We start from the raw sequence: 19455 nt of genomic DNA on the forward strand, positions 1-19455 counted from the left end.
CAGGAGAGGTTAACGAATTGTGTTAAAACAACAAAAGCCACAGTTTGCGGCTTTTGTACTCGGGGCGGGAATCGAACCCGCACGATCTTTAAGGATCACAGGATTTTAAGTCCTGCGTGTCTACCAGTTCCACCACCCGAGCAGGTGATAATCTGTTGCCAGATGAACCTTTTAAAAATAAATCCTTTCTGTGTAGGAAAGGATTTGAGCGAAAGACGAGATTCGAACTCGCGACCCCGACCTTGGCAAGGTCGTGCTCTACCAACTGAGCTACTTTCGCTTTTGTATCAGGCAACCGCCGTAGCAGAGTACCTTTCGTTTTTGGTGTTGCAAATATAGACAGAAAAGCCCTTTCTGCAAGAAATTGATTTAATTTTTTTTAAGTTTTTTATAACTCGCTGTTTTTCAAAACATCAGAAATTAAATCATTCTCAAATCCACGGCTTAAAGCATATTGTTTCAGCTTGTAGTTGCGTTTAAAGGTATCTTTTTCAGTCAACGAACGGTTCTTTTTTTCAATTACCTGCTGTAATATCCTGTAATAATCATCAGCATCAAGTTTTAAAAGTGCTTTGCGTATCAGCGGGTCTGATACCCTTTTTATTTTAAGGCCCTGCTTAATTTTAACTTTTCCCCAATGTTTAATGTTCATTTTGCCACGTGCGTAGGCTTCGGCAAAACGCTCTTCATTTAAAAAGTTACCGGCAATCAATTCGCTAATGATACGCTCAATGGCATCTGTCCAAAGCCCCCATTCATACAGCTTATCACGCACCTCCTGCTGCGAGCGTTCCTGGTAAGCACAGTAATGTTCTGCTTTGGCAAGTGCAACTTTTTCATCGGTAATCTTTTTTTTAGCTTTCGGCTCGTCCATCAAAACTAAAGTAAGCTAAATTTCTTCTATTGGCATAATATCGTCAAATTAGCATCATGCTCAGCAGTATGTATTCTATCAAAGAAATCCGGCAAATTATTGGGGCGCAGGGGCCAATTATCAGGGAGTGTAATATCAGTGGTTTAATAACTGACAGCCGGCAGGTGCTTAACGCATCCGAAGGATTGTTTTTTGCCCTTAAAGGCCGCCGCGACGGGCACGAATTTATTAAAGAAGCATATAATGCAGGCGTACGCAGTTTTGTGGTAGCGCATGAACCGGCTGAACGCATGACCGGCGCTAACTTCCTGACGGTTGACAATGTACTTAATGCATTGCATATTTTGGCAGCACATCACCGCCAACAGTTTAATTTACAGGTAATTGGTATTACGGGCAGCAATGGTAAAACCATTATTAAAGAATGGCTTTACCAGCTTATGGCCAACGAATACAGCATTGTCCGTAACCCTAAGAGTTATAACTCACAGGTAGGGGTACCATTGTCTGTTTGGCAAATTACAAAAGAGAACGATTTGGGAATTTTCGAGGCCGGTATTTCAACCAGTGGAGAGATGGATGCACTGGAGGCTATGATCAAACCGCAGATAGGCATCTTCACACATTTAGGTTCAGCGCATGATGAGGGCTTTGAGAACCGCCGAGCCAAAGTAATTGAAAAGCTGAAGCTTTTTAAACATGCTGATCTGCTGATCTACAATTATGATCAAATGCGGGAGTACGAAAAAGATATAGTAACTCCAAAGCGTTTTACCTGGAGCCAAAAATCAAAGGATGTCGACCTTTATGTTTTCAGTGAAACGGTTATAGCCAAAAAGTTTTACCTGCGTGCCAAATATAAAGGCAAAGAGATTGAATGCCTTATTCCGTTTCTGGATGCTGCATCTGTTGAAAATGCGGTTTACTGCTGGGCAACCATGCTGGCTATGGGTTATTCGCCGCAACAATGCGATGACCGGCTGGAACATTTGACCGCTGTAAGCATGCGGCTCGAACTTAAAACAGGTGTAAATGATTGTACCATTATCGATGACTCCTACAACTCGGATATTAACTCGCTTGAGATCGCGCTTAACTTCTTGAACCAGCAAAATCAACACCAAACTAAAACGCTCATACTATCGGATATTTATCAATCAGGCTTGCAGCAGGAAGTACTTTACAAGCAGGTGGCCGATATGGTAAAGGATAAAAAGATAGATAAGTTTATAGGGGTGGGGGAAGCCATTTTTGCACATGAGGAGTATTTCGATGTGCTGAAAAAGCATTTCTATCCACATACCCAAGCCCTGCTTAAGGACCTTAATAATTTAGAATTCAGCAGCGAAACTATATTAATAAAGGGGGCGCGTAGTTTTGAATTTGAGCGGATCAGTAAAGCACTATCCCAGAAGGCACACGAAACCTTAATGGAAATTAACCTGACTGCGATGGTTAACAACCTGAACTTTTATCGCTCAAAATTATATCCCGGTGTAAAAGTAATGGTAATGGTAAAAGCATTTTCTTATGGCAGTGGTACATTTGAAATTGCCAATGTGTTACAGTATGCCAAGGTTGATTACCTGGCGGTGGCCTATATAGACGAGGGCGTTGCACTACGTGAAAGCGGAATAAAACTACCCATTATGGTGCTTAACCCTGAGCCAGCGGCATTTGATAAAATGGTAGAGCATAAGCTGGAGCCTGAACTTTACAGCTTTAACATGCTCGATGAGTTTGTAAAATTTGCCTATCAGCAAAACATCAACGAATACCCGGTGCATTTGAAAATTGATACAGGTATGCATCGTCTGGGTTTTGAAGACTATGAGATAGAGACACTTTGCGACTTTCTGGAAGAAGTAAAACACATCCGTGTGAAGTCGGTATTCTCTCACTTAGTAGCCAGTGATGCACCTGAACATGATGCCTTTACCCTGCAACAGATGAAGCGTTACGAAAAGGCTTATTTAAAAATAGAAAATGCTTTGGGTTATAAATTCATCAGGCATATTTCAAATACATCGGCTATTATACGCTGGCCAATGGCACAGTATGATATGGTACGTTTGGGTATAGGTTTGTACGGGGTTGATGCTGCAGTGCCCGGTCATATGAATGGCCTGCAACCTATTGCATCGCTCAAAACCAATATTTCTCAGATTAAGAAGCTACCAGCGGGTGAAACTATCGGTTACAGCCGGCTTGGTAAGTTAAATAAGGATGGTAAGATTGCCACCGTACGTATTGGTTATGCTGATGGTTATTTGCGTGCCTTTGGCAATGGCGTAGGCAAGATGCTGGTAAAAGGTGTGCTGGTACCAACAGTCGGCAATATTGCTATGGACATGTGCATGATTGATGTAAGCGACGTTGAATGCAAGGAAGGGGATGAGGTAATTGTGTTTAACGACAAGCAGGGTATTGATATATTAGCCAAGCAAATAGGTACTATTCCTTATGAAATATTAACAAATATTTCGCAAAGGGTAAAAAGAGTTTATTTTTATGAGTAGGGTAATTAAAAATCACTCCTACTCATAAGCTATCATTAATCCTTTATCTGCCTCTAACAGCTTTTATGTTAACATCATGATAGCTTCTGCTATCTTTATAAGGCAACTTACTTTCGTTAAATCCATCAAATTGATAAAGGCCAAACTCTTGCAATATTATTTGAGAGGGATCTAAAATTGTTTTACTGATATATTTAGAAAAGTCTGGCATTTTGTAATTCAAATAACTAGCAGCAGATGGGGAGTATAAGTATATTGAAATGTTATTATTGATGTTTTTGCCTATAAAATTTGCTAAATAGTAATCATAAGGTCCCGATACAGTTGTTTTATAATTGGCAAGAGATGTACCAGTGTTGGTAAAGTTTGCACTGTAAGTATTAACCTCGCTTGATATTGTACTACTTAAATTAACAAATGAATATTGCCTGCTTCCAACATTGTAGTTTGTGACACAATTATATTGATCGAATGACTCGTTTGGGTAATAGTAAGATAATTCGTTGCTTATAGACGTAGCAGTTCCCAGATTATATTCTAACACTGAATTTTTGTCGGGTTTAGCATAAACAGTCATTGATACAAAAGAACCAGGAAATCTTAGGGTTTTTACTTGTGGTATCTTAATGCATTGATTCATATCTACATTTAAAGAATGTCCTCCCTTAATCAGATCAAAAAAATTATAAAGGGTCTTTCCATTTTTAAGTGTTTCCACGAAGAGCTTACTTTTATCACTGTAGTCAAAATAGTTGAATTGCGAAGTATCTGAAATACTTGTTATAGATGTATTGCTTAAATCAGTACTGGCTATTAAATTTTGGAAATTAGCCAGGTTACTGAAATGCAATTTTAAAGGATAGTTGGACGTGGCGGTTTGACTACCAGATATATCATATATACTTCCTTTTTTAATTTGCAAAAAACCCATTACAAAGTAGGAGGCGGTAGGATCACTTGGGTTAGTTGGTACATCTATCTCGTAAACGTTTAGACGCGTTTTATTGTATGTTTGCGGGGTGTATAATTTATAAATGGATGTACCCTTTTGTATTTTAACCTCACTAAGAATAGTTCCTGAAGAATCTGTTGCTACAAGATAGCCATTAGGCAAAAAGCCATTATATCCGTCAGAGCCCATATTAAAAGTTACTAAGGTGTCTGCTTTAGGGTTATTCGGAGTTACTTCCGAAGGGTCGTTTTTTTTAGAACAGCTGTATAACGCAAATACTAATACTAAAAGGAGGAAAGATTTATACACTATAACAAGTTTAAGTTAAGCAACAATATTACTAAAATTTAGCTATTGCCCAAACTTAGGCTATCTATAGCTTATCTTATGCCGGAGTATAAAAGTTATGAGAAAATTGCTTAAATAGATTGTTATAAAGTATTTTTGAAACAGTTATTAGTTATGGGAGAATAACATTTTCCCTAATTATAATTAAAAATTTTAAATGAACAAATTAGCCCGCATACTACTCAATTATTTTGTTAAAGGTTTACTGGTGGTTGTACCATTGGGTGCAGCTATCTTTTTAATCTATTGGGCAGTTGCTGGTATTGATAAAGCACTAAACCTGAGCGATATATTTTGGGTTAACCCCAAAACAGGAAAACCGGTTTATATACCGGGTATGGGGATACTTAGTGTAATCATTGTTATCTTTTTAGCAGGGGTATTGATCACCAACGTGGTTACCGACCCTATTAAACGCTGGTTTGGCCGCTGGCTTAACCGCCTGCCATTGTTCAAGTTTTTGTATTCATCTATTAAAGATTTAACCGAAGCTTTTGTAGGTGAAGAAAAGAAATTTAATGATGCGGTAATTGTCGAGATTAATGGCACTAAACGAATTGGCTTTCTAACCCAAAAAGACCTGAGCAGCCTTGGCTTAACAGGTGAAGTTGCTGTTTACCTACCGTGGTCATATTCCTTTGCAGGTCAGGTGGTTATTGTGCCTGCCGATAAGGTCAAACACATTGATAAGAATGCAGCACAGATGATGAAATTTGTGATCTCAGGCGGCGTAAGCGGCTTAGACTAACGCAATTAATTTTTATCTTCCTAAACCATTTTCATGATCTTAAACCTTAAATCTAAACTTGTATGCCTTTTTGCCATTGTGCTTTTTCAAGCAGGTATATTATATAGCGCTCAAGCGCAGATAACCGACATTCAATCCTTGCCAAAATCACTTTTGATACAAGATACCGAATCCTTGGCTAAACAAAATACTTCGACGAATGAATTAATAAAGTTTATTAAATCTTATAACAAATACCCTAAACTTGAAAAGTACAGGGGGCAGCATATCTTCTTTATCAGGGATTCCATATTCGGTGATATTCCATTTAAACTTTTCCTGCCGCAAAACTATAATCCCAGCAAACCTTCAACTTTAATATTGTCGTTACATGGCGCAGTAGGAATGTCGAAATTTGAGAATGCTGCTAATAGTAGTGATCAGATTGATAAGGATGATGATCCGTTTTACTCGTCGTTATGTAAACAAAACTTCATTGTTATAAAACCATTCGCAGATCCGGCAAAGGGTTTTAATTGGGCTGCAAATAAATTCGGCTCTGATGTTAATTATACATTCAACGCATTATCACATTTGATTAAAGTAATAAAACAGGTGGTGAATGTGGATGATAATAAGGTGTTTGTTTATGGACATTCGGATGGGTCAGACGGTGCTTTTGGATTTAGTGTATATCAGCCATCCATGTTTGCGGGATTTGTTTTATATAACTCTATGTTTAACATACTTTTTACTAATAATATTTTCTTAAAAAATGTGATAAATCGTCCGCTGTATGAAGCTCATTCTGACAAGGATGATTTACGCCCAGTAGAACAGAACAGAGTGATAATAAACCTGCTTGATAGTTTAGGGACTAATATTACTTATAAAGAATACAAGGGATATACACATGAGGATAAGCACTTGCAAACAGACTTTACTAATAGCCTTAAATTTATTGATTCCACGACACGCAACCCTTACCGTCATAACATATACTGGGAGACAAATGGATGTTTTAAATAAGCAATGCGACTGGTTAATTACCGATGAATGGAAACTTGAAAATGAGCCAGCAGAATGGCATAAGATATATAATGTAAAAGCATATCTAAAAACTACTAAAGCCTGGCTTCCGGAATATTATCATTTTGATAAAGCCGGTGCAGCAAAGGCAACTTACAAAGACAATACATTCAATATTGAAACTTCAAGGTTGGGTAAGATTAGCATATTGATCAGCCCTGATATGGTCGACTTAAATAGGGAAGTAAAGGTTGTCATTAACGACAAGGTAGCGTTTGCTAAAAAAGTAGTAGCTGATCAAGCATTTTTGTTTAAGCAGCTAAAAGACAATCCGGACAGAAAAGCTATCTGGGTAAATAAATTAGTCCTTGATGTTTCTAACTAATCAGACTGCCTTCTTCCTGAAATTGTATAAGGCAATTACGGCGCTGATCAGCATCAGGATTGCTCCCAACAAATATGGCGCACCCGGGAAGTAAATAGAAGTGCCCTTTTCAGTAAAATGGTGGAACAGCGATGTCATTAGCAAAGGGCCGATTACGGTGGTGATGCTTACCAAACTTGTCAATGCACCTTGCAGTTCGCCCTGTTCGTTGGGGTTTACTTTTTCAGTAATTAACCCTTGCAGTGCAGGGCCGGATATACCACCCAAACAATAAGGGATCATAAAAACATACATCATCCAGCCATGAGATGCAAAGGCAATCAGTACTAAACCTATTGCATAAAATATCATTCCGGAAACAATGGTTTTCTGGTTGCCAAATCTTGGAATAATTACCCTTATAAGTCCACCTTGTATAGATACCAGTAACACACCTATAAAAATCCCAAGCGTACTGATACTGCTTAATGTCCACTTGTATTTTTCAATTACATAAAAGGCAAGTACGCTTTCCACTGCTTTTTGGCCAATGTATACGAGTGTATAAGCACTAATTAAACCTGTAATAACGGGATAGGTATGTAGCCTGATCAACGAGCCTACCGGGTTGGCGCGTTTCCATTCAAACTTACGGCGGTGCTCTTTTGGCAGCGATTCGGGCAATACAAAAAAACCATAAGCGGCATTTAATAAAGCCAATCCGGCGGCAGTCATAAAAGGTATTTTAATACCAACACTACCCAGATAACCACCCATGCCAATCCCTAAAATGAATCCCAATCCCGATGCGGCACCAACCAGTCCGAAATTAGCCGAGCGTTTGTCGCCTGTACTTATATCAGCAATATAAGCAGTAGCCGTAGTGGTACTTGCACCGGCTATGCCGGCAATAATGCGCCCAACAAAAAGCCAAGCTAAAGTTGGCGAGAACGCCATCACCAGGTAATCAATACCAAAGCCTAATAAGGAAAGCAATAAAACGGGACGACGCCCGTAGCGGTCGCTCAGATTGCCTAAAATAGGCGAGCATATGAATTGCATAGCAGCGTAAACAAAAGTTAAATAGCCGCTGTATTGCCCAGCTGTACTTATATCTACATGCGCTAACTGCTCTAAAAGTTTTGGTAGGATGGGTATAATAATGCCCAAGCCAAGTACATCAATAAATACCGTTACAAAAATAAATCCTAATGCAGCGTGTCGTTTAGGTTCTGCCGCAGGTAATTGTACTTGTTCATCCATATCCGGAATTACAACAAAACTATTTGCTAATGTTTTTAATCAGGGACAACTTTTTGCCTTGCACGCTTAAAGTTTAAAATAGCAAACAGCGTACTTGCAAGCATTAAAACGGCACCCATTAAAAATGGTGCTCCCGGAAAATGTACAGGTGCGCTTTTACCGGTAAAAAATGCAAAGAGATTGGTCATTAATGGCGGTCCAATAATTGATGTAACGCTCATCAAGCTGGTAAGGCCGCCTTGTAATTCGCCCTGCTCATTTGGAGGAATCTGCGTACTAATCAGTCCTTGCAAGGCTGGCCCTGCAATACCTCCCGTACAATAGATTACCAGTATGGCATACATCATCCAGCTTTGGCTGGCAATGGCAAAAAAGAAAAGGGCAATGCTATAAAGCGTTAAGCCTATTACAATACTTTTTTTCTGCCCAAGCTTTGGTATGGTCACACGGATTAATAATCCCTGTACCAAACCTGATAGCAAACCAACCAGGCCAAGCGAATAGCCTACTAAAGCTTCCGTCCATTTAAAGCGCGACATGGTGAAGTAAGACCAGGTACTTTGCACGGCATGTGCTGCAATGTAGATCAATATTAATGAAACAATAAGACCACTTACCGCAGGGTACTTTTTGAGTTGCATTAAAGAACCTACAGGATTTGCGCGTTTCCATTCAAATGGTCGGCGATTTTCCGGCGCCAAAGATTCGGGTAATATGAAAAAGCCGTATATGGCATTTAACAGCGCTAATCCGGCAGCTGCTAAAAACGGAAGCTTGGTACTGAATTGACCCAATACACCGCCTAATACTGGTCCAATAATAAATCCAAGTCCGAAGGCGGCTCCAATGATACCGAAGTTTTGCGCACGTTTTTCAGGCGTACTCACATCTGCAATATAGGCAGACGCCGTTGTAAAACTGGCGCCGGTGATACCTGCTATAATACGCCCTACAAATAGTAAACCTATATTGGGTGCAAATGCCAGGAAAGTATAATCGATACCAAAACCCAATAATGAGCCTAGTAATATCGGCCTGCGACCGTAACGGTCACTCAGGTTCCCTAATACCGGGGCAAACAGAAATTGCATCACAGAATAAGCAAGGGTAAGCCATCCGCCCCAAAGCGCAGCCTGGCTCAGGTCGCCATGTATAAGGTGTTCTATCAGCTTAGGAAAAACCGGAATTACAATACCAAAACCGGTTATATCAATTAATAAAGTGATGAAAATAAAGCCAAGGGCAGGTTGGCGTTTTCCTTCAGTCGAGGACATTGTTGTTCAGTATCAGGTTAATAATTTATTGGTTTCCTAAACGGAGAGCCTAAGATAAATATTAAAATTATATTTGGCTCGTTATCCACCACGTATTGCCAAACGGATCTTTTATGCCCGCGCTTCTTCCATAAGACTGATCGGCTGGTGGAGAAATGCTTTCGGCGCCATTATCTATTGCCTTCTGGTAAGTGTCGTCACAGTTTTCTATATAAACAAACATGCCTGCCGTTTGCTGAGAATAAGTATCAGTGGCATCAGCAAACATAATAGTGCTGCCGTTGATATTTACTTCGGCATGCATAATCGTATTTTCATCACGCATGGTTTTCAACTGCTCAGTTGCGCCAAACACTATACGGGTAAAATCAATAAAATGATCAGCATTTTTTAAGATCAGGTAAGGCATTACTGCCTGATAATTTTCGGGGATGTTTATAGTCGACATAAATGTTTGTTTTATACAAAAGTATTAGCTGTTAGCAACTGAAAATTGTAAAAATCAGCCATTATAAGTTACGGTATTCTGTCCCTTCAGCATTACCCGAAAAATAAAAGCTGGGATGATAGCCTGTAAATTCTTTTACATCATGTATAAAGTGTGATTGATCATAATATCCGCACTGAAGTGCAATTTGGGTAAGCGTTTTATCACCCTTGTATTGATTCAGTGCATCGTGAAAGCGTACAAGGCGCATATATGTTTTGGGAGAGAAGCCCGCGTATTCTTTAAACTTACGATCAAACTGGCGTGTCGAAAGATTATATATATCTGCCAGTTGTGAAACAGTTCGGTAGCATTGCTGATGTATCACATCATGTATAGCAGTGGTAATACGCTGATCCTTTAACACGTTTTGCCTTAAACGGCTAATGAAGAATGATGATAAGATTTCTGCTCTTTTAAAATTATCGGCAGCAAGCATAATCTGCTCCTCCAGTTCGACACCTGCTTTGCCTAAAAAAGTATCAAAATCAAAAGTCAGGTTACTGGTATGGCTACTTGGGATATTGAAAAGATATGGTATAGCAAATGGGTAAATATATGCCCCGAAAATGCTAAAGCTTTCGGTAGTTATAAAACGCCGGTATTGAGTTGTTTGAAACTGTATGCTTGAAGTACCTGCGTTTTCTGCCTTTGTATTCGTTAGTTCATTAAATGTCGCCCGGTAATGGAACACCATTTCGGCACAGCCATCAGCGACTGATCGATAAACATACGACGGTTCATCAATTCCTGAATCATGTTCCAGCACCCAGTAAAATCTTACATAGGGTTTAAGTTCCTCCGGTGGCTGGATGGTAAAGTAGCGCATTATATAACTTGTCTATAACTTATTTTAAGTTAGCCAAATTCCAATATAATATAGAAAACAATGACGATTATAAAATAAAAGGGCCTTCATATAATTTATGAAAGCCCCGATATAATATGTTTTTAACTTAATTAAAAGTTAGGTTTCAGCATATATTTCTGGTAGAAACGCAGGATATGTTCAACTGCTTCCTCTGCTGTATCAACTACACGGTAAAGGTTAAGGTCATCCGGGCTGATGTTGTGTTCTGCTTCCAGCATTTTTTCTTCTACCCAGTTAAACAAGCCTTTCCAGTAATCAACACCAACAAACACAATAGGGAAGCGGGCAATTTTACCAGTCTGTATTAAGGTGATCGCCTCAAAAGATTCGTCCATGGTTCCGAAACCGCCGGGAAGAATAATAAAGCCCTGCGAATATTTCATGAACATTACTTTACGAATAAAGAAATAATCAAACTCCAGTAATTTATCCCGGTCGATATATTTATTGTGGAACTGCTCAAATGGTAATTCGATGTTTAAACCTACCGATTTACCGCCGGCTTCATAAGCGCCTTTGTTGGCAGCTTCCATAATACCAGGGCCACCGCCCGAGATTACACCATATCCGTTTTCAGTAAGCAACCGTGCCGTATCTTCTGCCAGTTGGTAGTATTTGTTTTCGTTTTTAGTACGAGCCGATCCAAATATGGATACACACGGGCCAATTTTAGCCAGTTTTTCAAACCCGTCAACAAACTCAGCCATTATTTTAAAGATCTGCCATGAGTCGGTTACCTTAATCTCGTGCCAGTCTTTATTAGTAAAAGCTCTTCTTATTTTTTCATCACTTGTCATAGTCGTATATGTAATATTTACAGCGCTGCAATCGCTTCTTTTGGTTTTGAGGTTAGCAGCAAGCCGGCAAATGTAATCAATCCGTTAATAATGATCAGCTCATTATCAAAAACATACCCACCCAGCAGGCGTTTCGATTCGGTACTTAAAAAATAGCAGATAGCTGGTGAAATGAGGCAAATGAACGGTACAAGTTTGTCGTTCACCATTCGGCTTTTTACCAGCAGGCCAAATCCATACAAGCCCAGCAACGGCCCGTAGGTGTACGATGCAATCTTGAAAATAGCGCTTACCACAGCATCGTTATTTATGGCATTGAACAGTATGATGGTCAAAAACATTAATCCTGAAAAGGCAATGTGTACATAGTGCCTTAATGCCACCATTTTTTTTGAGTTAATATCTTCGCGCTTATTAAAGTTTAAAAAGTCGACACAAAAAGATGTGGTGAGTGCTGTAAGTGCAGAGTCGGTAGTAGCAAATGTTGCAGCTGTTAAGCCAAGCATAAATACGACAGCCGGCACAACTCCTAAATAGTTGAGTGCAATAGTAGGGTACAGATAATCGGTTTTTTCTACTTTAACACCATTGTGTGCTGCGTAAATGTAAAGCAGTGCACCAACGCTTAAAAAGAAAATATTAATAACCACAAATACCCCTGTAAAACTGAACATGTTCTTCTGCGCCTCGCGAATATTTTTAAGGCTCAGATTCTTTTGCATCAGGTCCTGATCAAGCCCTACCATAGCTATGGTAATAAACATTCCGCCCAAAAACTGCTTCAGAAAATGCAGTTTGTTACCGAGTAGGTCATTCCAGAAAAATATTTTAGAATAGCTGCTGTTTTTAACTGTTTCAAAGGTAGTTATGGTGTTTAAATCTAAGCTGCGGCAAATAAAGTAGATTGATAAAAAAACCGAAGTTACCAGGAACAGCGTTTGCAGGCTGTCAGTAATGATAATGGTTTTCAGCCCACCTTTAAATGTATAGCTCCATATCAATAGCAAGCATATCAATACTGTAAAGGCAAAAGGAATGTGATAACTATCAAATATGAATTTTTGGAGTATAATAACCACCAGGTATAGTCTGAACGCCGAGCCAATGGTACGGCTGATCAGAAATATTCCGGCAGCGGTTTTGTAACTCCATTTACCCAATGCGCTTTCGATGTAGCCGTAAATTGAGGTGAGCTTTAAACGGTAATATAACGGTAACAGTACAAGGCATACCACTATAAAACCGGCGGCGTTGCCCAGTACAAACTGAAAATAAGCAAACTGGTCGCCTGTGGGGGCGCCTACTTTACCCGGAACGGATATAAAGGTTACGCCGCTAAGTGCAGTACCGATCATTCCGAAAGCAACCAAATACCATTTAGAATTTCGGTTAGCTACAAAAAAGGTGTCATTGTCTGATGCTTTCCTGGTAGTCACAAATGAAATGATGATCAAAACCAGAAAATAGCCGATAACAAATAATAATAGTACGCCTGGAGACATGTAAATAATAGGCCGGTTTATAACGGCACCGCCCAATATAGGCTGTTGACCGTTTGCTGACAAGAAATAACGTGCTTTTTTTTAAATTTGAATCATGAATTTTTCCTCTAAGTTGCTTGAAAATGCTGTTGCTGAGTTTGCGAAATTGCCGGGAGTGGGTCAGAAAACAGCTTTACGACTGGTGCTTCACCTGCTTAACCAGGATAAAGAGGATGTTCAGCAATTTAGCAGCGCAATAAGCAAATTGCGTAATGAGATTGTTTTTTGCCGGGTATGCAATAATATTTCTGATCATCATGTTTGCGAGATCTGTACTTCTAACCGAAGAGACCGTAGTACAATATGTATTGTAGAGGATACACGTGATGTGATGGCTATTGAAAATACGAATCAGTTTAACGGATTATATCATGTACTTGGTGGATTAATTTCACCGATGGATGGTGTTGGCCCAACTGACCTGAATATCGATAATTTGGTAACCAGAGTGGATGCCGGGGACGTTAAAGAGGTTATTTTTGCACTTAGTGCTACCATGGAAGGCGACACTACCATATTTTATCTTAATAAGAAATTAAAAGATTTTAAAATTAACATCTCTACCATTGCCCGTGGCATAGCATTTGGGGGAGAGTTAGAGTATGTGGACGAAATTACGCTGGGGCGGTCTATCGCTACACGCGTTCCGTACGAAAACTCACTCTCAAGGTAGTAGGAAGGATGAAGTTATCTGTAGTTATCGTAAGCTCTAATCAATGTAAATTGTTATGCCGTTCTCTTGCGGCTTTAACTGATGCATCTGAAAAAATTCAAACGGAAATTATATTAGTGGATAATGGATCAACAGATAAAACTGTTGAAACTGTTATGAAGCAATTTCCGAAGGTACGTATAACTTCAGTTGGTGAACAGGGGTATGCAAAAGCTTCAAATCACGGAATAAGCCTTGCTAACGGTGAATACATTTTATTGCTGAATACAGATGTACTTGCCAAAAAAGTAACCTTGGCCAAGGCAGTAGAGTTTATGGATGCCCACGCTCATGTAGGTGGTGTAAGTGTACGTATGCTTGATGAACAGGGTAATTACCTGCCAGAGTCAAAAAAAATCATACCCAATTCATGGCTATTACTTTTCAAACTAACAGGTTTGCTTAAAGAGTTTCCAAAATCGCGTCTGACGGAATATTATAAAGGCATTAAAAGCGATGAGTTTGAAACCACAGAAACTGATTTTTTAAACGGCGCGTTCATGCTGATCAGGCGTAAGGCTTTAAACGCCACAGGCTTGCTCGACGAACGTTTTGGCAATTACGGTTCTAATATTGATCTGTCATACCGTATCCGTTTAGCGGGTTTCAAAAACTATTACTTTCCAAAAACATACGTTATCAATTTAAATGATAACAAATTACCACGTTTTAGTTCAGGTCACCTGAAGAATTTTTATGGCGCGATGGTTATATTCGCAGCAAAATATATCTTTAGTTTACCTGCCCTTTATGTTAAACCGGTGCAGGAACTGTACCCGGCTTATGAATTTAAAGGATAAAATTGTAGTAATTACAGGCGCCTCATCAGGCATAGGTAAGGCCTTGGCAAATGAGTTTGCCAGCAGGGGCGCTAACCTAGTTTTAGCTGCAAGGCAATACGTAAATCTTTGCGAGATTTCTCAGTCGATTGAAAATCAATATAAAATACGTGCAGTTGCTGTGCAATGTGATGTTTCTGTTGAAACAGACTGTGAGCACCTGATAAAACAAGCCATTACTACTTTTGGCAGGATAGACGTATTAGTAAACAATGCAGGTATTTCTATGCGTGCCTTGTTTAAAGATGCCGATCTGCAGGTTATAAAAACCCTGATGGACGTTAATTTTTGGGGAACTGTATATTGCACCAAATACGCTATGCCTGCTTTGTTGCAAAGTAAAGGTACGGTGGTGGGCGTATCATCAATAGCCGGATACAAAGGGCTACCCGGCCGTACGGGTTATTCAGCATCTAAGTTTGCCATGAATGGTTTTTTAGATGCTTTAAGGGTTGAAAATCTGCATACAGGTGTAAATGTATTAACTGCGTGCCCGGGCTTTACTGCATCAAACATCCGCAATACAGCTTTAAATAAAGAAGGAAAGCAACAGGGAGAGAGCAGTCTGGATGAACAAAAGATGATGACCTCTGAAGAAGTAGCCAGGATTATTGCTGATGGCGTAGCCAACCGTGCAAGAACCTTAATTATGACAGGGCAGGGCAAGCTGACCGTAACACTAAGCAAATTCTTCCCGGCTTGGTTAGACAAGCTGGTTTATAATGTATTTACTAAAGAAAAAGATCCGCTGTTAAGTAAGTAACTACCTAATTAACCAATTTTAATTCAATCAAAATTGCTCAACCAGTTTATAGCTGCTAATCTTATCAAGGTCTAAATTTACTTGGCCGTTTTCGTCAGTATGAAATGTAGGAGTAAAGCTTGCTCCCCAAACAATTTCGCTATACTCATACGAGGTGCGCGAATGAACAGTTTGAGCGAAGGTATCATCAAAGGCTTTAACCAGAACAGCAAATCCCCCGTTCTTGGTTTTAAAATCGTCCAGTGTCCAGTTATACATCGGGCTGTCTTCGTTTATGGGGTGAACAATGGTCCAGCTCAGTGTCATGATGCTAACTTTACTTCGTTCTAAGTCAAGCGGATAAAAGCGGCGTACCGGTTTGCCATTAACTATTTCATTATAGGAAAAAATTACTTCTACACTCATTTCAGCAAGCAGGTTGGGACGCAGGTTAGCCATTCTGAACATTAGCCCTCTTCCTTTATTTAAGGCATAAGGGGCAATCAGTATTTTGTCGCTGTAAGCAATTTTAGCCGATGGCCTCGAAAAGCGGCCATATAACAAACCTGTAGCTACCGCAAAGCCAAGCAGCCCGCACATGGATTCTATGGCGGCAACAAAATTTGTGGCAATCCCGGTTGGGCTGATATGCCCATAACCTACAGTAGATAGCGTTTGCGCGGAAAAGAAAAAAGCGCCTAAGAAATGATGAAGGCCATCATTGCCATCGGTTCCTAACAGATACTGGCTGCCGATAGCAATATAAATGAATGCAAATAATATGTTTACAAGGGTATACCATATGAATATCACTAACCAGAAATTCAGCCAGCTCATGGTAATCATACGGTGATAAACGTTGCTGTTGTTTAAAAAGGATACGCCACGCCGCTTAACATTGATGGTACCATCGCGGTTAATAATGCGTTGGCGTACGGCCTGGTAGCCAAAACCAAGGTCATCTTCCGGATTTACAGGTTTTTGCTTAGAAGTCATTAATGATTAGCTGAAAAAATGATGTAATAAAGGACTAAAAATATTTATTCTGTTTGTTTTTATAAAAACAATATTCATATTTGTGCCATACACAGACAATGAAAGTATTAAATAACAACTGGTGGTGGCTTAACGAGAAATCGTAAGGCAATCCCCTGTTTTGTTAAATAAAGATATTTGAAAGGGTTGCCATACGGCAGCCCTTTTCTTTTATATAATGTTAGATATTTTTCCTTAAAAGGATATGAAAGCGATACTGAACCATTTATTTGAACACAAGACTTTTACGCGTCAGCAGAGTAAAGAAATACTTATTAATATCTCTCAAGGGAAATATAACAATTCGCAAATGGCCGCTTTTATGACCGCCTATTGTATGCGCAGCATTACTGTGGACGAACTGGAAGGTTTCAGGGATGCCATGTTAGACCTTTGTCTGCCCGTCGAAATTGAAGCTGATGACTTGATTGACCTTTGCGGCACCGGTGGAGATGGTAAAGACACCTTTAATATTTCTACACTGGCTTCGTTTGTAGTTGCCGGAGCTGGTTACCATGTAGCTAAACATGGTAATTACGGGGTTTCATCAGGCTGCGGGTCTTCTAACGTAATGGAATACCTGGGTTACAAGTTTACTAATGATGTTGATGAGCTAAAGCGCAATATGGAAAGATCAGGCATTTGCTTTTTACATGCGCCTTTGTTTCACCCGGCTATGAAAACCGTAGCACCCATCCGCCGAGAACTGGCAGTAAAAACCTTTTTCAATATGCTTGGCCCAATGGTAAACCCGGCTAAACCTAAAAATCAATTAGTAGGAGTCTACAATTTAGAACTGGCAAGGTTGTATGCTTATCTGTATCAAAAATCGTCAACTAATTATACGATACTTAATGCGCTGGACGGCTATGACGAAGTTTCACTGACCTGTGATTTTAAAACATTTTCTGCACAGGGCGAGCAGATTAATACGCTTGAAAATTTAGGCTTTGAAAAAATTAGTCCTTCTGACATTGCCGGTGGGCAAAGTATCGGAGAATCTGCAGAGATATTTGTTAACGTACTTACAGGCAGGGGAACAGATGCCCAGCAAAATGTGGTGTTGTGTAATGCTGCTTTAGCTATCCGCACCATAAAACCGGAGACTACTTTTGCTGATTGTTATTATGAGGCAGAAGAATCTTTATTGAGCCAGCAAGCACTTAAAAGTTTTAAATCATTAATCAACGCTAATTAATGAAGATCAAAGTTTGCGGACTGAAAGACCCTGTAAACATACAGGCTGTAGCTCGGTTAAAACCAGACTATATGGGCTTTATATGCTACGGGCCATCTCCAAGGTTTATTGCAGAGCTGCCTGCCGAATTTGTGAAAGACTTATCGATAGAAAGCCATAAAACCGCAGTTTTCGTAAATGAATCATTAGAAAACATCAATTTAATGATTGATCAGTATGGCTTTCAGGCCGTGCAGCTGCATGGTAATGAAAGCCCGGAGGTGTGCGAAACCCTTAAACAAAAAGTGACATTGTTTAAAGCTTTCGGATTAGATAGCGAATTTGATTTTAGTATCTGCCAACCTTATGAAGGGCATGTAGATTACTTTATATTCGATACCAAAACAGATAAGCATGGTGGCTCAGGAAAAACGTTCGACTGGTCAGTGCTTGACAGGTACGACTTAAACGTGCCCTTTTTATTAAGTGGTGGCATTGGTCCGGATAATATAGATCAGGTGATAAAAATAACACATCCAATGTTTTACGGCGTTGACTTAAACAGTCGCTTTGAAACAGAACCGGGTGTGAAAGATATAGAGAAACTAAAAACAGCATTTCAACAATTAAGACAAACTGCTACAAATGAAATATAGTGTAAATGAACAAGGATATTATGGTGATTTCGGTGGCGCTTATATTCCCGAAATGCTTTATCCTAATATTGAAGAACTAAGACAACGATATATCAGCATTACTGAAAGTGAAAGTTTCAGGACAGAATTTGATGCATTGCTGAAAGATTATGTAGGCAGGCCGTCGCCATTATATCTTGCTAAACGGTTATCAGCAAAATACGGTACAAATATTTACCTGAAACGCGAAGATCTGAACCATACGGGCTCACATAAGATCAATAACGCCATTGGTCAGATACTACTTGCCGAACGTTTAGGTAAAAAACGCATTATAGCGGAAACTGGTGCCGGTCAGCATGGTGTTGCCACAGCAACTGTTTGTGCTTTAAAGGGTATTGAATGCGTAGTTTACATGGGCGAAGTGGATATGGAACGTCAGGCACCAAATGTTGCCCGCATGAAGATGCTGGGCGCGAAAGTGGTTCCGGCGACATCTGGCAGTAAAACACTTAAAGATGCTACAAACGAAGCCATGCGAGACTGGATTAACAACCCGGTTGATACACACTACATTATAGGTTCTGTGGTAGGGCCTTATCCTTACCCGGAAATGGTAGCAAGGTTTCAGTCGATCATTTCATTGGAAACTAAGAAACAACTACTTGAGCAAACAGGTAAAGAATTGCCTGATTATGCTATCGCCTGTGTGGGGGGCGGAAGCAATGCAATGGGCATGTTCTATCATTTTCTGGATGATGAAGACGTAAAGCTGATCGCTGTTGAAGCGGCTGGCCGAGGTGTAGAAAGCGGACATTCTGCTGCTACTACGGCATTAGGCCGTGAAGGTGTATTACATGGTAGCCGAACCATTTTAATGCAAACGGATGATGGGCAGGTGGTTGAACCATACTCTATATCTGCAGGGTTGGATTATCCCGGCATTGGCCCCCAGCATGCGCATCTGCATAAAATACAACGTGCAAAATATGTAAGTATTACTGACGATGAAGCCATGAATGCAGGCTTATTGCTCTCTCAGTTAGAAGGCATTATCCCGGCTATAGAGTCGGCACATGCTTTTGCATACCTTGATAAAATGAAATTTAATCAGGATGATATTGTGGTGATCTGTCTTTCGGGCAGGGGAGATAAAGATCTTACCACATATATTAATCACTTTGGATTTTAACTAATTAGTCATTGGTCACCGTTCATTAGTCACGCGCTTGTCGCTAATAACTAATAACTAAGTAACCAATGAACTAT

The 19455-nt window shown here is 39.8% G+C and carries 19 protein-coding genes and 2 tRNA genes; 10 read left to right on the top strand and 11 right to left on the bottom strand.

What is annotated here, in order from left to right:
* Positions 1 to 56: 56 nt before the first annotated feature.
* From PQ461_RS10375 to PQ461_RS10385, 3 genes are all read right to left on the bottom strand, one after another.
* Positions 57 to 142: transfer RNA gene (locus PQ461_RS10375), tRNA-Leu, on the bottom strand.
* A gap of 65 nt (positions 143 to 207) precedes the next feature.
* Positions 208 to 280, bottom strand: a tRNA-Gly gene (locus PQ461_RS10380).
* Positions 281 to 388: 108 nt separating this feature from the next.
* The gene (locus PQ461_RS10385) at positions 389 to 874 is read right to left on the bottom strand and encodes a regulatory protein RecX (RefSeq protein ID WP_274205426.1); all 486 of its coding nucleotides are present in this window, start codon (positions 872 to 874) and stop codon (positions 389 to 391) included.
* A gap of 68 nt (positions 875 to 942) precedes the next feature.
* On the opposite strand from PQ461_RS10385, the gene PQ461_RS10390 reads away from it, so the two are divergent.
* Positions 943 to 3393, top strand: coding sequence for a bifunctional UDP-N-acetylmuramoyl-tripeptide:D-alanyl-D-alanine ligase/alanine racemase (locus PQ461_RS10390; RefSeq protein ID WP_274205427.1), 2451 nt, complete (start codon positions 943 to 945; stop codon positions 3391 to 3393).
* Positions 3394 to 3436: 43 nt separating this feature from the next.
* Here the strand turns inward: PQ461_RS10390 and PQ461_RS10395 are convergent, their stop codons facing one another.
* Entirely contained in the window at positions 3437 to 4534 is a 1098-nt protein-coding gene (locus PQ461_RS10395) for a hypothetical protein (protein ID WP_274205428.1), read from the bottom strand.
* A gap of 316 nt (positions 4535 to 4850) precedes the next feature.
* Here PQ461_RS10395 and PQ461_RS10400 point away from each other — a divergent pair, with 316 nt between their 5' ends.
* Genes PQ461_RS10400 through PQ461_RS10410 form a run of 3 tightly spaced genes read left to right on the top strand, consistent with a single transcriptional unit; the run spans position 4851 to position 6834 of the window.
* Positions 4851 to 5441 carry a DUF502 domain-containing protein gene (locus tag PQ461_RS10400; protein WP_274205429.1) on the top strand — a complete coding sequence of 197 codons (591 nt, stop codon included), beginning with the start codon at positions 4851 to 4853 and terminating at the stop codon, positions 5439 to 5441.
* 33 nt (positions 5442 to 5474) lie between these two features.
* Entirely contained in the window at positions 5475 to 6449 is a 975-nt protein-coding gene (locus PQ461_RS10405; protein WP_274205430.1) for a hypothetical protein, read from the top strand.
* The gene (locus PQ461_RS10410; protein WP_274205431.1) at positions 6433 to 6834 is read left to right on the top strand and encodes a hypothetical protein; all 402 of its coding nucleotides are present in this window, start codon (positions 6433 to 6435) and stop codon (positions 6832 to 6834) included. Before PQ461_RS10405 ends, PQ461_RS10410 begins: the two co-directional genes overlap by 17 nt.
* Here PQ461_RS10410 and PQ461_RS10415 read toward each other — a convergent pair whose 3' ends face one another.
* The 6 genes from PQ461_RS10415 to PQ461_RS10440 form a co-directional block, all read right to left on the bottom strand.
* The gene (locus PQ461_RS10415) at positions 6835 to 8076 is read right to left on the bottom strand and encodes a TCR/Tet family MFS transporter (protein ID WP_274205432.1); all 1242 of its coding nucleotides are present in this window, start codon (positions 8074 to 8076) and stop codon (positions 6835 to 6837) included. It lies immediately after the preceding gene.
* Between the two features lie 35 nt (positions 8077 to 8111).
* The gene (locus PQ461_RS10420) at positions 8112 to 9350 is read right to left on the bottom strand and encodes a TCR/Tet family MFS transporter (RefSeq protein WP_274205433.1); all 1239 of its coding nucleotides are present in this window, start codon (positions 9348 to 9350) and stop codon (positions 8112 to 8114) included.
* 67 nt (positions 9351 to 9417) lie between these two features.
* A complete protein-coding gene (locus PQ461_RS10425; protein WP_274205434.1) occupies positions 9418 to 9798 on the bottom strand; it encodes a VOC family protein in 381 nt (126 codons plus the stop codon).
* 61 nt (positions 9799 to 9859) lie between these two features.
* A complete protein-coding gene (locus tag PQ461_RS10430) occupies positions 9860 to 10666 on the bottom strand; it encodes a helix-turn-helix domain-containing protein (protein ID WP_274205435.1) in 807 nt (268 codons plus the stop codon).
* Between the two features lie 131 nt (positions 10667 to 10797).
* Entirely contained in the window at positions 10798 to 11505 is a 708-nt protein-coding gene (locus PQ461_RS10435) for an LOG family protein (RefSeq protein ID WP_274205436.1), read from the bottom strand.
* 17 nt (positions 11506 to 11522) lie between these two features.
* Positions 11523 to 13007, bottom strand: a complete 1485-nt coding sequence (locus PQ461_RS10440) for a sodium:solute symporter (protein ID WP_274205437.1) — start codon at positions 13005 to 13007, stop codon at positions 11523 to 11525.
* A 94-nt stretch (positions 13008 to 13101) separates the two neighbouring features.
* On the opposite strand from PQ461_RS10440, the gene recR reads away from it, so the two are divergent.
* The 3 genes from recR to PQ461_RS10455 are packed head-to-tail and all read left to right on the top strand — an operon-like array spanning position 13102 to position 15360.
* Complete coding sequence (gene recR, locus PQ461_RS10445) at positions 13102 to 13719, top strand: recombination mediator RecR (RefSeq protein ID WP_274205438.1); 618 nt, start codon at positions 13102 to 13104, stop codon at positions 13717 to 13719.
* A gap of 8 nt (positions 13720 to 13727) precedes the next feature.
* On the top strand, positions 13728 to 14558 hold the full coding sequence (locus tag PQ461_RS10450) for a glycosyltransferase family 2 protein (RefSeq protein ID WP_274205439.1): 831 nt from the start codon (positions 13728 to 13730) through the stop codon (positions 14556 to 14558).
* A complete protein-coding gene (locus PQ461_RS10455) occupies positions 14542 to 15360 on the top strand; it encodes an SDR family oxidoreductase (protein ID WP_274205440.1) in 819 nt (272 codons plus the stop codon). The genes PQ461_RS10450 and PQ461_RS10455 overlap by 17 nt, the downstream gene beginning before the upstream one ends.
* Positions 15361 to 15387: 27 nt before the next feature.
* Here PQ461_RS10455 and PQ461_RS10460 read toward each other — a convergent pair whose 3' ends face one another.
* The gene (locus PQ461_RS10460; RefSeq protein WP_274205441.1) at positions 15388 to 16335 is read right to left on the bottom strand and encodes an ion channel; all 948 of its coding nucleotides are present in this window, start codon (positions 16333 to 16335) and stop codon (positions 15388 to 15390) included.
* Positions 16336 to 16579: 244 nt separating this feature from the next.
* Between PQ461_RS10460 and trpD the strand changes: the two genes are divergently transcribed.
* Genes trpD through trpB form a run of 3 tightly spaced genes read left to right on the top strand, consistent with a single transcriptional unit; the run spans position 16580 to position 19378 of the window.
* Positions 16580 to 17572 (top strand): anthranilate phosphoribosyltransferase, encoded by a 993-nt coding sequence (trpD, locus tag PQ461_RS10465; protein WP_274205442.1) that lies wholly within the window; start codon positions 16580 to 16582, stop codon positions 17570 to 17572.
* Positions 17572 to 18207, top strand: a complete 636-nt coding sequence (locus PQ461_RS10470; protein ID WP_274205443.1) for a phosphoribosylanthranilate isomerase — start codon at positions 17572 to 17574, stop codon at positions 18205 to 18207. The genes trpD and PQ461_RS10470 overlap by 1 nt, the downstream gene beginning before the upstream one ends.
* Positions 18197 to 19378, top strand: a complete 1182-nt coding sequence (gene trpB / locus PQ461_RS10475; protein ID WP_274205444.1) for a tryptophan synthase subunit beta — start codon at positions 18197 to 18199, stop codon at positions 19376 to 19378. The genes PQ461_RS10470 and trpB overlap by 11 nt, the downstream gene beginning before the upstream one ends.
* Positions 19379 to 19455: the final 77 nt, after the last annotated feature.

The sequence above is a fragment of the Mucilaginibacter sp. KACC 22063 genome, assembly GCF_028736115.1.
Taxonomy (GTDB): domain Bacteria; phylum Bacteroidota; class Bacteroidia; order Sphingobacteriales; family Sphingobacteriaceae; genus Mucilaginibacter.

Bases quoted from the DNA above. Each gene is read 5' to 3' on its own strand.
- PQ461_RS10420 (WP_274205433.1), bottom strand. From the start codon at position 9,350: ATGTCCTCGACTGAAGGAAAACGCCAACCTGCCCTTGGCTTTATTTTC.
- PQ461_RS10450 (WP_274205439.1), top strand. From the start codon at position 13,728: ATGAAGTTATCTGTAGTTATCGTAAGCTCTAATCAATGTAAATTGTTA.
- PQ461_RS10425 (WP_274205434.1), bottom strand. From the start codon at position 9,798: ATGTCGACTATAAACATCCCCGAAAATTATCAGGCAGTAATGCCTTAC.
- PQ461_RS10395 (WP_274205428.1), bottom strand. From the start codon at position 4,534: ATGGGCTCTGACGGATATAATGGCTTTTTGCCTAATGGCTATCTTGTA.
- PQ461_RS10470 (WP_274205443.1), top strand. From the start codon at position 17,572: ATGAAGATCAAAGTTTGCGGACTGAAAGACCCTGTAAACATACAGGCT.
- PQ461_RS10400 (WP_274205429.1), top strand. From the start codon at position 4,851: ATGAACAAATTAGCCCGCATACTACTCAATTATTTTGTTAAAGGTTTA.
- PQ461_RS10435 (WP_274205436.1), bottom strand. From the start codon at position 11,505: ATGACAAGTGATGAAAAAATAAGAAGAGCTTTTACTAATAAAGACTGG.
- trpD (WP_274205442.1), top strand. From the start codon at position 16,580: ATGAAAGCGATACTGAACCATTTATTTGAACACAAGACTTTTACGCGT.
- PQ461_RS10455 (WP_274205440.1), top strand. From the start codon at position 14,542: ATGAATTTAAAGGATAAAATTGTAGTAATTACAGGCGCCTCATCAGGC.
- PQ461_RS10460 (WP_274205441.1), bottom strand. From the start codon at position 16,335: ATGACTTCTAAGCAAAAACCTGTAAATCCGGAAGATGACCTTGGTTTT.
- recR (WP_274205438.1), top strand. From the start codon at position 13,102: ATGAATTTTTCCTCTAAGTTGCTTGAAAATGCTGTTGCTGAGTTTGCG.
- PQ461_RS10430 (WP_274205435.1), bottom strand. From the start codon at position 10,666: ATGCGCTACTTTACCATCCAGCCACCGGAGGAACTTAAACCCTATGTA.
- PQ461_RS10415 (WP_274205432.1), bottom strand. From the start codon at position 8,076: ATGGATGAACAAGTACAATTACCTGCGGCAGAACCTAAACGACACGCT.
- PQ461_RS10390 (WP_274205427.1), top strand. From the start codon at position 943: ATGTATTCTATCAAAGAAATCCGGCAAATTATTGGGGCGCAGGGGCCA.
- PQ461_RS10405 (WP_274205430.1), top strand. From the start codon at position 5,475: ATGATCTTAAACCTTAAATCTAAACTTGTATGCCTTTTTGCCATTGTG.
- trpB (WP_274205444.1), top strand. From the start codon at position 18,197: ATGAAATATAGTGTAAATGAACAAGGATATTATGGTGATTTCGGTGGC.
- PQ461_RS10410 (WP_274205431.1), top strand. From the start codon at position 6,433: ATGGATGTTTTAAATAAGCAATGCGACTGGTTAATTACCGATGAATGG.
- PQ461_RS10440 (WP_274205437.1), bottom strand. From the start codon at position 13,007: ATGTCTCCAGGCGTACTATTATTATTTGTTATCGGCTATTTTCTGGTT.
- PQ461_RS10385 (WP_274205426.1), bottom strand. From the start codon at position 874: ATGGACGAGCCGAAAGCTAAAAAAAAGATTACCGATGAAAAAGTTGCA.